The sequence below is a fragment of the Bradyrhizobium niftali genome (assembly GCF_004571025.1).
Lineage (GTDB): Bacteria > Pseudomonadota > Alphaproteobacteria > Rhizobiales > Xanthobacteraceae > Bradyrhizobium > Bradyrhizobium niftali.
Map to the genome: position 1 here is coordinate 144,970 of NZ_SPQT01000008.1, position 13,491 is coordinate 158,460.

At 64.7% G+C, this 13,491-nt stretch carries 13 protein-coding genes and 1 pseudogene; 7 read left to right on the forward strand and 7 right to left on the reverse strand.

All coding sequences use genetic code 11. The features are described from left to right. Window positions 1-133 precede the first annotated feature (133 nt). Entirely contained in the window at window positions 134-1,195 is a 1,062-nt protein-coding gene (locus E4K65_RS16805) for an AraC family transcriptional regulator (protein ID WP_135175127.1), read from the reverse strand. Between the two features lie 294 nt (window positions 1,196-1,489). Between E4K65_RS16805 and E4K65_RS16815 the strand changes: the two genes are divergently transcribed. Both E4K65_RS16815 and E4K65_RS16820 read left to right on the forward strand, forming a co-directional pair. Beyond that, entirely contained in the window at window positions 1,490-2,407 is a 918-nt protein-coding gene (locus tag E4K65_RS16815; protein ID WP_135175128.1) for a pirin family protein, read from the forward strand. Window positions 2,408-2,485: 78 nt separating this feature from the next. Continuing rightward, window positions 2,486-3,400, forward strand: a complete 915-nt coding sequence (locus E4K65_RS16820; RefSeq protein WP_135175129.1) for a phosphoribosylaminoimidazolesuccinocarboxamide synthase — start codon at window positions 2,486-2,488, stop codon at window positions 3,398-3,400. Between the two features lie 24 nt (window positions 3,401-3,424). On the opposite strand, the gene E4K65_RS16825 is transcribed toward E4K65_RS16820, so the two are convergent. From E4K65_RS16825 to E4K65_RS16835, 3 genes are read right to left on the reverse strand one after another with little or no spacing between them, the layout of a single operon-like run. Further along, window positions 3,425-3,649, reverse strand: coding sequence for a hypothetical protein (locus E4K65_RS16825; protein WP_135175130.1), 225 nt, complete (start codon window positions 3,647-3,649; stop codon window positions 3,425-3,427). A 52-nt stretch (window positions 3,650-3,701) separates the two neighbouring features. Next, a complete protein-coding gene (locus E4K65_RS16830) occupies window positions 3,702-4,019 on the reverse strand; it encodes a nuclear transport factor 2 family protein (RefSeq protein WP_135175131.1) in 318 nt (105 codons plus the stop codon). Between the two features lie 34 nt (window positions 4,020-4,053). After that, window positions 4,054-4,935, reverse strand: coding sequence for an NAD(P)H-binding protein (locus tag E4K65_RS16835; RefSeq protein WP_135175132.1), 882 nt, complete (start codon window positions 4,933-4,935; stop codon window positions 4,054-4,056). Between E4K65_RS16835 and E4K65_RS16840 the strand changes: the two genes are divergently transcribed. The 3 genes and pseudogenes from E4K65_RS16840 to E4K65_RS16855 all read left to right on the forward strand — a co-directional run bounded on the left by E4K65_RS16840 (window position 4,927) and on the right by E4K65_RS16855 (window position 7,030). Next, window positions 4,927-5,874, forward strand: a complete 948-nt coding sequence (locus E4K65_RS16840; RefSeq protein ID WP_135175133.1) for a helix-turn-helix transcriptional regulator — start codon at window positions 4,927-4,929, stop codon at window positions 5,872-5,874. The genes E4K65_RS16835 and E4K65_RS16840 overlap by 9 nt on opposite strands. 272 nt (window positions 5,875-6,146) lie before the next feature. Next, window positions 6,147-6,336 (forward strand): annotated as a pseudogene (locus tag E4K65_RS49795) (hypothetical protein); the annotation flags it as partial. A 418-nt stretch (window positions 6,337-6,754) separates the two neighbouring features. Next, window positions 6,755-7,030 carry a hypothetical protein gene (locus E4K65_RS16855; RefSeq protein WP_135175135.1) on the forward strand — a complete coding sequence of 92 codons (276 nt, stop codon included), beginning with the start codon at window positions 6,755-6,757 and terminating at the stop codon, window positions 7,028-7,030. Window positions 7,031-7,081: 51 nt separating this feature from the next. Here E4K65_RS16855 and E4K65_RS16860 read toward each other — a convergent pair whose 3' ends face one another. Next, the gene (locus tag E4K65_RS16860; RefSeq protein WP_135175136.1) at window positions 7,082-8,575 is read right to left on the reverse strand and encodes an NAD-dependent succinate-semialdehyde dehydrogenase; all 1,494 of its coding nucleotides are present in this window, start codon (window positions 8,573-8,575) and stop codon (window positions 7,082-7,084) included. Between the two features lie 186 nt (window positions 8,576-8,761). After that, the gene (locus tag E4K65_RS16865; RefSeq protein ID WP_027542058.1) at window positions 8,762-9,082 is read right to left on the reverse strand and encodes a hypothetical protein; all 321 of its coding nucleotides are present in this window, start codon (window positions 9,080-9,082) and stop codon (window positions 8,762-8,764) included. A gap of 348 nt (window positions 9,083-9,430) precedes the next feature. Here E4K65_RS16865 and E4K65_RS16870 point away from each other — a divergent pair, with 348 nt between their 5' ends. Next, window positions 9,431-10,624, forward strand: a complete 1,194-nt coding sequence (locus tag E4K65_RS16870) for a serine hydrolase domain-containing protein (protein WP_167770871.1) — start codon at window positions 9,431-9,433, stop codon at window positions 10,622-10,624. A 184-nt stretch (window positions 10,625-10,808) separates the two neighbouring features. On the opposite strand, the gene E4K65_RS16875 is transcribed toward E4K65_RS16870, so the two are convergent. Next, window positions 10,809-11,810 carry an adenosine kinase gene (locus E4K65_RS16875; protein WP_135175138.1) on the reverse strand — a complete coding sequence of 334 codons (1,002 nt, stop codon included), beginning with the start codon at window positions 11,808-11,810 and terminating at the stop codon, window positions 10,809-10,811. 124 nt (window positions 11,811-11,934) lie between these two features. On the opposite strand from E4K65_RS16875, the gene murJ reads away from it, so the two are divergent. Beyond that, complete coding sequence (murJ, locus tag E4K65_RS16880) at window positions 11,935-13,467, forward strand: murein biosynthesis integral membrane protein MurJ (protein WP_135175139.1); 1,533 nt, start codon at window positions 11,935-11,937, stop codon at window positions 13,465-13,467. Window positions 13,468-13,491 lie beyond the last annotated feature (24 nt).

Sequence of the window (13,491 nt, forward strand, 5' to 3'; positions counted from 1 at the left end):
GGCTGCGGGGCGTGTGCCGAGAGGAAGTCGGATGCGGGGAATGCGCGCTCGCCGGATTTGGAAATCGGCCTCGTCGAAACTGGTCGGGGCTAGTCGATTCTGGAATTATATAGCGATTTCAATGGCCTGAAATCTAGGCCGCATCGACTTTGAGCCGCCGGTACTCCGTCGGCGTCACGCCGGTGACCGCCTTGAAAGCGCGGTTGAAGGGGCCGAGGGACTGGAAGCCGGCGTCCATCGCGATGGTGATGACGGGGACCTCGGCCTGGGCGGGATCGGCGAGCGCGGCCTTGGCTTCCTCGATGCGGTGGTTGTTCAGGAACACATTGAAGTTGCGATAGCCGAGCCGCTGGTTGATCAAGCGGCGCAGCCGGTATTCGGGAATTTTCAGCCGGCCCGCCAGCACGCCGATGGTGATGTTCTCCTGACGATAGATCCGCTCGTCCCCCATCAGCCGCATCAGGGCGTCGATGAGCTTTTGATCGGCGGCGTCATCGGCCGCAGGCTGACTGAAAACAATCGGCGGTGCGGGCTCCGCCGCGGCGGGAAACAGATCCGCCCCGTCAACGCGCATCATGGCATAGACGATCGCTGCGACAGTGCCGGCGAGCACGCCGGCACTGATGGTTTCGGCGACATCGCCGACGTGGTGGCCGGCGGCGGCGATCTGGAGCACCGCGTTCAGCCCGCCATAGAGCGCGGTTATGCAGACGATGAAGACACGAACGCGGCGGCGGCGCTCGACCAGGTCGGCCGGCCAGGAGGCGATCATCTGCCCGACCGCAAGCGCGATGAAACCGAGCACGATCAGATTGACCACCGTCACCGAGAACCGCACATGGCCGCTGGGTGCAATCCAGACGCAGCCTGCGAAGCTGAAGGCCGTCACCAGCGCCCAGACCCATCCGTGCCACCAGCTGAGGCGAAACTCGTCGTCGAACAGGGAGCGTGTGAACAGCCAGAACACCACGATGGTGCCGGTCGACAACGCGATCAGCGGTGCATGCCAGAGCGGGATCCGCGACGTGACATCCACCGAATAGCTCGCCGCATGCGCGGCCGAGCCCAGCGCGAAGGCCGCGCCGAGGCGAGCTGCGAGCACCTTGCGAAAGTCCTGCAACAGCGACGCCGCCAGCATCAGCAGCAGCGCGACGCTGGCGGCGCGAAAGGCGAGCTCGAGGGCGGCAAGGGTCATCGGGCGATGCGAACAGTCTCGGATGAAATCAGCCGAACATCGTTCGTTGCGCCGGCTTTTTCAAGGACCATCCGCACCGCAGGTGTCATCGCCCGGCTTGACCGGGCGATCCAGTACTCCGAGACGGTCGTGGTTGAGCCGAGAGGCCGCGGCGTACTGGATGCTCCGCCTTCGCGGGGCATGACAGGCGGAGTATCTGGAGCTATTGCCCGCGACGTCTGGGCCCGGCTTTGTCGCGACGGCGATACCAAATCCTGCTACTATCGCATCCAAGAAAGTCAAAAGGAGTCCACCATGAGCTGGCAACCCTCCAACGATCCCGTGCTCGGCGATCCCATGTCCTGCGATGCGCTCGATCTCGTCATCGTGCCGCGCACGCGCGACCTCGGCGACGGATTTGAAGTGCGCCGGGCGCTGCCGCATGGCAAGCGGCAGATGGTCGGGCCGTTCATCTTCTTCGACCATTTCGGCCCGGTGCAGTTCGTCTCCGGCAAGGGCATGGACGTGCGGCCGCATCCGCATATCGGGCTTGCCACCGTCACCTATCTCTTTGACGGCTCGATCATGCATCGCGACAGCGAGGGCAACATCCAGGAGATCCAGCCAGGCGCGATGAATTTGATGACCGCCGGACGCGGCATCGCGCATTCCGAGCGCACGCCGGATGCTCAGCGCGCCTCGGGCCAGAAGATGCTGGGCCTGCAAAGCTGGATCGCACTGCCGGCCGGATCGGAAGAGATCGCGCCGTCGTTCCAGCACTACGGCGCGGGCGATTTGCCGATGATCTCCGAGCGCGATTTCACCGCGCGGGTGATCGCGGGCTCCGCCTTCGGCATCACCTCGCCTGTTACGATGGTCTCGCCCTGGTTCTACACCGAGGTGACGGCGATCGCGGGCGCGAGCGTGCCGCTCGACCCCGATCACGAGGAGCGTGCGATCTACGTGGTGGACGGCGAGGTCGAGATCGCGAACGAGCGCTATGAGGGACCGCGGCTGCTGATCTTCCGGCCCGGCGACCGCATCACCGTGAAGGCGCTCAAGGCAACGCGCATGATGTTTCTCGGCGGCGATGCATTGGAGGGCCCGCGCCACATCTGGTGGAATTTCGTCTCCTCCAGCAAGGAGCGGATCGAGCAGGCCAAGCAGGACTGGAAAACCGGCCGCTTCGCGGCGGTTCCGCAGGAACATGAGTTCATTCCGCTGCCGGAATAGGCTAATCCGGTTTCCGGCTGCGCTGTCCGGTGCAGCCGGATTTTCTGCCTGAAGGCCCTGTCCGCGAAAGCTTTGCCGATGACCACCATGCTCTCCAGCGATCTGCCCCTCCCCAAGATCGGGCGCGGCAAGGTGCGCGATATCTACGCCGTCGACGACGACCGCCTGCTGCTCCTCACCACCGACCGCATCAGCGCCTTCGACGTCGTGATGGGCGAGACCATCCCGATGAAGGGCGCGGTGCTGACCCAGATCAGCGCGTTCTGGTTCAACGAGCTCGAAGGCGTGGTGCCGCATCACATGATCAGCGCCGACACCGACGAGATTATCGCGGCCGTCCCTGCCCTGAAGCCGCACCGCGCCGAAATTCTCGGCCGCGCCATGCTCTCCCGCCGCACCACGGTGTTTCCGATCGAATGCGTGATCCGCGGCTATCTCTCCGGCTCGGCCTGGAAGGAATATGCGGCCAGCGGCACGCTCGCGGGCGAGAAGCTGAAGGCGGGCCTCGTCGAGAGCGAAAAGCTGGAGCCGGCGATCTTCAGCCCGGCGACCAAGGCCGAGACCGGGCATGACGAGAACATCACGATCGCGCGGATGCGCGAGGTGGTCGGCGACGAGACAGCCTATACGCTCGAGAGCATGACGCGCGCGATCTACACGCTCGGCGAGGAGCTGGCGCGCGAAGAGGGCATCATCATCGCGGACACCAAGTTCGAGTTCGGCCGCGACAAGGACGGCCGCATCATCCTGATCGACGAGGTGATGACACCGGACTCCTCGCGCTTCTGGGCGGCCAGTGCCTACAAGCCCGGCCAGCCGCAGGCGAGCTTCGACAAGCAGCCGCTGCGCGACTATCTCGACGTCGAGCGCCGCGCCGGCCGCTGGAACGGCGACGCCCCGCCGCCACCGCTGCCGGCGAGCGTGGTGGAGGCGACCAGCAAAAGGTATCTGGAAGCGTATCGGCGCGTGACGGGGAAAGAGCTGACGATTTAGGCAGCGGCTGTTGCCACAAACTCGTCATTGCGAGCCAACGGGTCCGCGCAACACGCTCGTTGTCATCGCCCGGCTTGACCGGGCGATCCAGTACTCCGTGACGCCAGTGATCGAATCGAGAAGCCGCAGCGTACTGGATTCCCCGCCTTCGCGGGGAATGACAGCGGTGGGCGTGGAACCGCTTTCTGCCACAACATCGAATGTTGTGGCGCAGGCTTCGGCTTTTCTGTCCACCATATGGTTGACCATTCACACGGCGTGAACGGAGATCCTCACCGCGGAACTGTCGGATATTTCATAGTTACAAGAATCCTGTTGCGGTAAGTCCGTAGTCGTCTACGTCTCGGACGAGACTTTTCTCAGGGGCGGGTGCCACGGCGTGACAGATCCAGTGCGCGTTCACGTCGCCTGCAAGCGAAAAGCGCAGGTCCGGAAGCCTTGCCTGCAAGGCTTCCACCAGGCGCTCGATTGCATCCCGTCCGGCGACCGAGTCATTCGGGTCGATGTAGACGCATTCGTCGCTGAAGACATCGTCGATCAGCCGTCGGCGTTTGCCGGCATCTCGCTCGTTCCAGACGGCAATGTAGTTCTGGACGAGATTTGTCACGCGTTCGCTCATTGGATTTTCTCCTCCACATGACCATGCCTGCCGTTTACGACAGGGTATCGCTAACCATCGTGTCCAGGCTGCTCGCGGCGACGCCCAACAGTTTCTCGGTATCGCCGGCGTCGAGCAGAAGCGGCTTCTCGAACAGATAAGACATCTCGATCCCTTCGCTGAAGCCGATGCCCTCCAGATCGGCCGAGGTGAGGCGAAGCAGGTCCGGAACGTCGATCTTCAGCGCGACCGCAAATCTGCGCACCAGTTCGCGCACGGACGCGGACTGCGATGGCACGTGAAAGGCGCGGCCCCATTTTCCGGTAAAGCGCGACGCAGCGATCAGCGTCCTCGCCGTGTCCTTGGTGAAAGACCAGGCATGCGCCACATCGGGATCGCCGAGGAACGCGACCGGCTCGTTCTTGAGCAGCGACGGCAGTGCCAGCAGCGAGAAATACGCGACCGCGCCCTTGCCGAGATAGTCGCTTGCGCGGACCTCGAGCGCGGGAACGTTCGATCGCAGCGCACGCTGCCACATGATGTGCCGGGTCGTGCCCTTCCGGGTGGTCGGGTCCGGCTCCAGGTCCGCAGTGAGAGGGCTCACGGCCGCCGCGCCATAGCCATAGACATTCCCGACCACGAGTAGCCTCGCACCAACCTGCTCGGCCGCCTTGACCGTTCCGTCCATGATCGGAAAGAAGTCGGTCGGCCATCTGTGATAGGCGGCCATGGCGCACATGAAGATCGCATCGGCGCCCTTGGCCAATCCGGCGAGCTGCGCAGCGTCGGTGGCATCCGACGAAACCGTGCGCACATCGCCGGCATCGAGCGACCCGGCATTCCTGCTCGTCAGGATGACGCTGTGTCCCTGCTCTGCCAGGAGGCGAGCCGTCTCGCGTCCAACGGGACCGGCTCCGACAATCACGTAATGACTCACTTTGCATCCTCATTTGTCACGAAACGACAGATGAGTTCTTTGGCGCCGGAGCCGTTGAAAATCGCGCACGATGCGCCAAATATCGAGCACGTTCCGCCAAGATCTGGAGCCTGGCCCATGCATGCGAGACCGCGTTCGGCGCCAACATCGGTCGGCACCGCCGCCGCGGCCATGCGAACCGAGCCACACTCCGTTGCGCTCGAGCCGATCCGCGATCACCGGATCGTCATCCACCTCAGCCCTGCGACGCGCTCATTCTGTCTTGAGACCGGGCATCAGTTTCTGCGTCAGGCCGGCGATATCGATGTGATTCCGTGCGGCGCCTTGGGCGGCTTTGTGGCGGAGACGCCCTACCAGTCGCTTCAGGTCCGACTCGCGCCGAGCATGCTGGACCATGCAGCGTCGAGGGCTCGACAATTGGCATCCGCCCGACTGACGCACCATCATATGCTGCGAAATGACCGCATCGTTCTGCTTGGACAGGCTCTCGAAAGCGACGTGAAAGCGGGCTCGCCGAGCGGCCCGTTGTTTGCCGAGAACGTGGGAATGGCCCTGGCGGTCGAATTGCTGAACCTGGCGAATGATCCGCCGGCCCAGGTCATCCGCCTGTCGAACGCGCAGCTCCGGAGAGTCCTGGCCTATATCGATGCAAATCTCGACCAGTCGCTCACCATCGACATTCTCAGCCGCGAGGCCGGTGTCAGCAGCTCGCATCTACGGGCCTGGTTCAAGGCGGCGATGGGCGTCACGGTCCATCGCTACGTTCTGAGGAGGCGGGTGGAGCACGCGCAGCAGCTGATGCTTCAAGGCAATCGCAAGCTCAGCGAAATTGCCCTTGAAGCGGGCTTTTCCCATCAATCTCACCTCGCCAAATGGATGCGTCGCGAGCTCGGACGCAGTCCCAGTCAGCTGCGCCGCGGCACGATGCCGACGAGCTGATCCGCCGCTGCCAGCGCCTCTCCGTGATAAGGCAGTTGGCGTGACCCATTGCCGTGCGTTGGCTCAATAGCGGCCGGCGCCGATTTCCAGTATGATCCTGCCTGCCATTGGCTCTCCGAGCACGACACGGCGTGCCCCCGATGAAGCTTCTCCTATCAATCGCGACTTCGACTGCACGCCGCTCCAGACCAGCGCGAGGAAGACCTCCAGGGACCGCGCAACGGCCCCTGGACAGCGAAAGCGCATTTGGAAGACAGCAATGGAGAAGAAACATGACACGTACGTGTGCGAGAAGAATTGCACTGGCAGTCTCGACCTTTGCCTGCGCGGCGTTGTTCTCCTTCACCTGGACTGAGGAGCACGGTGTCTCGATGTCGGTCGACAGTGCACAGGCGCGGGTCGGTCGCCCGCTGACTCCCGTGAGCGTTGCTGGCGTGGCGCGTCGACAGACGCGGCGCGCAGTCTACGGTGCCGCCGCAGTCGGGGCAGGCGCCGCAGCAATTGGCACAACCGCCGCGATTGCCGCGACCTCACCTGGATGGGGGGCCGGTACGGGCTATTATGCGGGTGGCGGTCCTTACGCGGCTTACGGCTACTCCTCGGAGGACTGGCGGAGGCGAAACGGCATGGTCTGCACACCCGGTACGCTGACCAAGATGGACGACGGCCGCATGTATCGCTGCCAGTAATGGCACAAACGCATCAGCGGGAGGCGGCTTTCGAGCCGTCTCCTGCATCTTGCACCCTTGCCAGAAGACGCGCGCCCCGCAACAGCGGGCAAGCCGTTCCTGCAATTCCTCTGCTGCCTTGATCCAGATCAAGCCGGGAGCAAACGACAGAAGAATGCTGATCACTCGGCTTTAGCCCGAGGGAGGTTGCCATGAAGCTGATCGACACCAAGCGAATGCTACTTGTTGCAGCCGTTCTCGGCTGTGGAATTTTCGGCTCGATCAATTGGTCACACGACGACGGCATCACGGTCGTCGTTCAAGCCGCTGAAGCCAGGGTCGGACGACCGGCGACCCCGGCAAGCGTCGCCGGCGTCGCGCGTCGCACCACGCGGCGCGCCGTCGTCGGGGGAGCGGCCGTGGGTGCGGCAGCGGCCAGCACGGCATGCGTCCGCGTCTATGTGAACGGCGCCTACGTGTGCCGCTGATGCATTCGCGCCGGCGAGTTCAAATCGCCGGCGCGCAGCATCGATTGCCGGTTAGACCCCCGCCATCATCACGTATTTGATCTCGACATATTCTTCCATGCCGTGACGCGAACCTTCGCGCCCAAGGCCGCTTTCCTTGACGCCGCCGAAGGGAGCGACTTCCGTGGTGATGAGACCGGTGTTGACGCCGACCATGCCGGATTCCAGCGCTTCGGCGACGCGCCAGACGCGGCCGAGATCGCGAGAGTAGAAGTAGGAGGCCAGACCAAACGGCGAGGCGTTGCACATCGCGATGACGTCGGCCTCGTCCTTGAAGCGGATCACCGGCGCGAGCGGGCCGAAGGTTTCCTCCTGCGCCACCAGCGAGTCCGGCTTGACGTCGGCGAGCACCGTGGGCTCGAAGAAGGAGCGTCCGAGCTCGCTACGCTTGCCGCCGGTGACGACCTTGGCGCCGCGCTTCACGGCGTCGGCAATGTGGCGCTCGACCTTGTCGACCGCCTTCAGGTTGATCAGCGGGCCCTGCGTCACGCCGCTCTCGGTGCCGTCGCCGATCTTCATCGCCGCGACCTTCTTCGACAGCTTCTGCACGAACTCGTCGTAGATCTTGTCCTGGGCGTAGAGGCGGTTGGCGCAGACGCAGGTCTGGCCCATGTTGCGGTATTTCGAGACGATGGCGCCTTCCACCGCTGCATCGATATCGGCGTCGTCGAACACCACGAAGGGGGCGTTGCCACCGAGCTCGAGGCCGAGCCGCTTCACGCCGACGGAGGCCTGCTGGTAGAGAATCTTGCCGACGGCGGTCGAGCCGGTGAAGCCGACGAAGCGGACCGCAGGATGCTCGCACAGCACCTTGCCGATCGGCGGCGCATCGCCGGTGATGATGTTGAGCACGCCCTTAGGGATGCCGGCCTTCTCGGCGAGCACGGCCAGCGCCAGCGCCGACAGCGGCGTCTCGTTGGCGGGCTTCAGCACCACGGTGCAGCCGGCCGCAAGCGCCGGCGAGACCTTGCGCGTGATCATCGAGTTCGGGAAATTCCACGGCGTGATCGCGCCGCAGACCCCGATCGGCTGCTTGATCGCGAGCAGGCGCGCATCAGGACGCTGCGTCGGAATGGTTTCGCCATAGACGCGGCGGGCTTCCTCGGCGAAGAACTCGATATAGGCCGCGCCGATGTCGACCTCGCCGAGCGCCTCGGAGAGCGGCTTGCCTTGCTCGGAGGTGAGGATCAGCGCAAGGTCCTCACGGTTGGCGACGATCAGATCGAACCATTTGCGCAAAATGTTGGAGCGCTGCTTGGCGGTGTGCTTGGCCCAGGCCGGGAAGGCACGCTCGGCGGCTTCGACCGCCTTGGTGGTCTCGTCCGCGCCAAGCTGCGGGACTTTGGCGAGCTCGACGCCGGTCGCAGGATTGTTGACGGCAAAGACCGGCGTGCCGACCCAGGCGCCGTCGATGTAGCAAGCTTCCTTCAGCAGCGAGGGGTCCTTCAACCGGTCGCGCAGAGTGGCGGTGGCGTGCTGGGCGCGTGCGGCGGCGGTCGGGGTCATGGCGTTACTCCTCAAAGGCGCGATCGGATCGGCCCGGAATATAGGGACAGACGGCGCACAATGCACCGCCCCGCAACGCACATCAGATGGGAGCTAAACTCGCAGCGGCGATCCCTTACCTCTCCCCGGCGAGGAGAGGTGGGGCATCGTGACCGCTGCAACAGGTCAACCCAGTCTCGTCGTCGTTTAGGCCGCGCCGCTCATATAGGTCTCGCGCCGGCCGATCATGCGCTCGGCGGCGGCCTTGGCGTCGGACTTCGAGGAGGTCGCGCAGGTCCGGTATTCGAGGTCGGGAACGCCCGAGGTGTCGCGGCGGCCAAACCACGACTTCGAGCCGACCGGCAGCAGCGCCAGCGCCTGCGCCAGATTATCGACCGCACCGAAGGAGTAGAGCGCGCCGCTGCCGGCGATGCGGACCTCGTAAATGCCGGGCGAGATCGGCGCCTCGAGATTGTCGCCCCGTCCGGGACGGGGATAGCGCTTCCATTCGCTCCAGGTTGAAATCATCAGAGGTCCCCCTCGCGGCCGGTGCCGGCCGCCAAAATTTGTATCAAGTCCTAACGTCCACGGCTGATTGGGCCCGTTGCCAAACGCCGCAACGCACAAAATGTTTCGGGTGCTTCAAACACGCGAAACATATCGCCAGAGCCCATCCACGGTCACGGTTCGTTGCGGCCATCCACCGCAGATTGTGACGGAGTGTTGCAGTTGAGCCGCCTTGTCGTCCTGCGCGAGGCGCGGGCCGTCAAGTCACGACATCGCGACCGGCGGAGGCATCGGGACGCGCTTGCCGCGCGGGGCACGCAGGAGGACAATCGATCACTTCCAACAATAATCAAACCGGAGGAAATGCGTATGCGAAGCCAAGCCCAGATCGACGAGATTCTGCGTAAGACGAGCGACGCCAAGGAAATTCCCGGTGTCGTCGCCATCGCCGCCAGCAGTAACGACGTGCTGTATCAAGGCGCGTTCGGCAAGCGCGATCTGTCCAAGCCCGACGCGATGACAACGGACAGCGTGTTCTGGATCGCCTCGATGACGAAGGCGGTGACATCGGCGGGCGCGATGCAACTGGTCGAGCAAGGCAAGCTGTCGCTGGACGCGCCGATCGGTGACGTGTTGCCCGACCTCGCCAAGCCGCAGGTGCTCGAAGGCTTTGACGCCAAGGGCGAGCCGAAATTGCGGCCGGCCAAGGGCGCGATCACGCTGCGCCAGCTCATGACCCATACCGCCGGCTTTGCCTACAATGTGTGGAACGGCGATCTCGCGGTCTACTTGGAGAAGACCGGAACTCCGAACATCTTCTCCTGCCAGGACATCGCGCTGAAGACGCCGATCATGTCTGACCCCGGTACGCGCTGGGAATATGGCATCAACATCGACTTCGTCGGCAAGGCGGTGGAAGCCGTGAGCGGCAAGCGGCTCGATGCCTATCTGCGCGACAATCTCTTCACCCCGCTCGGCATGAGCGACACCGGCTTCAAGATCACCGACAACATGCGCCAGCGGCTAGTCGCTACCCATGCTCGCGGCGAGGATGGATCGCTGACGCCGATCCCGTTCGAGATCGAGCAGAATCCGGAATTTTGCATGGGTGGTGGCGGCCTTTACGGCACTGCCGGCGACTACATCAAGTTCACCCAGATGATCCTCAACAAGGGCCGCGGCAACGGCAGCCAGGTGCTGAAGCCCGAGACGGTCGCGACGATGGGCCAGAACCACATCGGCGATCTCACCATTGGCAAGATGACGACGGTTGCGCCCATGTACACCAACGATGTCGATCTCTTCCCTGACATCGTGAAGAAGTGGGGGCTGTCCTTCCTGATCAATACCGCCAAAACGCCGGAGGGCCGCAGTGCCGGCAGCCTCGCCTGGGCTGGTCTCGCCAACACCTATTTCTGGATCGATCCGGCGCGCGATGTTTCCGGCGTGATCCTGATGCAGGTGTTGCCGTTCGTCGACGCCAAGTGCATCGAGGCCTTCACGGGATTCGAGCGCGGGGTCTATGCCGGGCTCGATGCGGGGAGCGGGCAGAAGGCGGCGTGAGGGACACTGCTCTCACCACGCGACAACTGTCATTCCCTGCGAAAGCGGGGAATGACAGTACGCCGCACCTTCTCGATGAACCGCTGACGTCTCGGAGTACTGGATCGCCCGGTCAAGCCGGGCGATGACAGCGGAGGATGAGGCACGAGCGTGCCTCTCGCAATGACGGGGAGAGAGGCGAGCCTTAAACCGTCAGCCCGCGCTGCTGCGCCAGCTCCTTCAGCGAAACCTGCGGCCGCGCGCCGATGTGCTGGATCACTTCGGCAGCCGCGAGCGCGCCGAGCTCGCCGCACTGCTTGTGCGCGAGGTTGCGCGAAAGACCGTACAGGAAGCCCGCCGCGAACAGATCGCCGGCGCCGGTGGTATCCACCAGCTTCGCGATCGGCGAGGCCGGAGCTGCGACGGCCTCGGTCGGTGTCACCACCATGCAGCCCTTCTCGCTGCGGGTGACGACGCCGAGATTGACGTCGTTGCGCAGCTCCTTCAGCGCCGCGTCGAAGTCCGAGGTCGCGTAGAGAGAATGCAGCTCGGATTCGTTGGCAAATACGATGTCGACGGTGCCGTTGCGCATCAAGGACAGGAACTCGTCGCGGTAACGATCGACGCAGAAGGAATCCGACAGCGTCAGCGCCACCTTGCGCCTGGCGTCATGGGCGATCTTGGCTGCCTTGACGAAGGCTTCCTTGGCGTTCTTGGGGTCCCAGAGATAGCCCTCGAGATAGACGATCCCGGCGCTCGCGATCTCGGCCGGGTCGATGTCGGCGGGCGACAAATCCTGCGCCGCCCCGAGATAGGTGTTCATGGTGCGCTCGCCATCGCCCGTGACCAGGATGTAGGAGCAGCCGGTGGCGGGGCCGTCCTTCGCGGCGGGCGTGTTGAAGGCGACGCCGGCAGCGCGGATGTCGTGGACGTAGAGCTTGCCGATCTGGTCGTCCTTGACCTTGCCGACATAGGCCGCGCGCGCACCGAGGCTGCCGATGCCGACGATGGTGTTGGCGGCCGAGCCCCCCGAGACTTCCGTCGCCGGACCCATGTCCTGGTAGATGGCGGCGGCCCGCGCCTCGTCGATCAGGGACATGCTGCCCTTGGTCATGCCGTGCTTGGCGAGAAAAGCCTCGTCGGTCCTGACCAGGACGTCGAACAGCGCGTTGCCGATCCCGAGAACGTCATATTTCACGTCAGCCATTCACCTTGATCCTGTTGCCGGATTGCGATTGCCGGGGAAATCCGCTTCCTGTCGGCCTGAAATCTGGCTCGCGGCCTATCACGACCCGGCCTTTGCGGGCAAGCCACGGTATTATGCACGCGCAATGATCCGCTCCTTCCTGACCGTCTCGACGGGAACACTGGCCTCGCGGTTGCTGGGTTTCGCCCGCGATTCCCTGATCGCGGCGCTGCTCGGCACCGGCGCGGTGGCGGATGCGTTTCTGGCGGCCTTCCAGCTCGTCAACGTGGTGCGGCGGCTGCTCAGCGAAGGGGCACTGAACGCGGCACTGGTCCCGGCATGGCTGCGCGTCCGTGACCGCGATGGCGAGGCGGCTGCATCTGCCTTCGCCGGACGCGTGCTCGGCACGGTCAGCGCGGCCCTGATCGCGATCTCGGTCGTCATTGCGCTGTTGATGCCGCTGATCATCACGGTGATCGCGCCGGGATTCCTCGGGAGCAGCACCCTCGATCTCGCCGTCCAGAACGCGCGGCTGATGCTCCCCTATCTCGCCTTCGCCGGCCCCGTCACGGTGCTGATGGGGCTGCTCAATGCGCAAGGACGTTTTGCCCTCACGGCGTTCTCGCCGCTGCTGTTCAACATCGCCCTGATCGCTGCGATTGCGGTGCTGCTGATCTGGCATGCCGATGCGACCTTCGCCGCGTGGATGCTGGCGGCGACCGTCGGCATCGCCGGGCTACTGCAACTCGCTATGCTGCTGTCGCAGCGAAGCGGCCGCCTCGCCACGCCGTTGCGCGTCAATTTCGACAAGGAGATGCGCGGCTTCTTCGCCAAGGCCATCCCCGGCATGATCGCAAGCTCGGGCCCGCAATGGCTGATGGTGGCCGGCGCGATCGTCGCTTCGGCGACGCCCTCTGCCGTCTCCTGGCTCTATTTCGCCAACCGCCTGATCGAGCTGCCGCTCGGCATCGTCGGCGTCGCCATGGGCACGGTGCTGGTGCCGGAGCTCACACGCGCCGTCAGCGGCGGCGACCGCGAGGCGGTGGCGCATGCGGAATCGCGCGCGCTGGAACTTGCGACCGGGCTCGCGCTGCCGGCAACGCTCGGCCTGATCGTGCTGGCCGAGCCGATCGTGCGGCTGCTGTTCGAGCATGGCGCCTTCGGCGCCGATGACAGCGCGGCCACCGCGCGCGCGCTGATGTGGTTGGCGCTGGGCCTGCCGGCTCATGTGCTGATCAAGGCGCTGTCGCCGGCCTTCTATGCCCGCAGCGACACGATGACGCCGCTGCTGGCAACGGCCAAGGGATTTGTGGTCGCGGTCGCGCTTGCGGTTCTCCTCGGCCATTTCTTCGGTGCAAGCGGGATCGCCGCGAGCATCGCGGCCGGCGCCTGGAGCAGCGCGCTCTCGCTGCTGCGCAAGGGCACGGGCGAATTCGGCTTCTCGGTCGATGTCGCCGCCCGCAAGCGGCTGCCGCGGATCGTGCTCGCCGCCTCCGCCATGGGCGCCCTGCTCTGGCTGACCGCAGGCCTGGTGCCTGCCGAAGCGCATGGCCTCGTCAAATTCATCGTGCTGGGCGTGCAGATCGCGGCCGGAATCGCCGTCTACGGCCTGCTCCTGCAAATCCTCGGCGCGGCCTCCTGGCGCGAGGCGGCTGCCGCCTTGAGGCGGCCCGCCTAGCCCGACCCCGGCGCGCAGGATGAT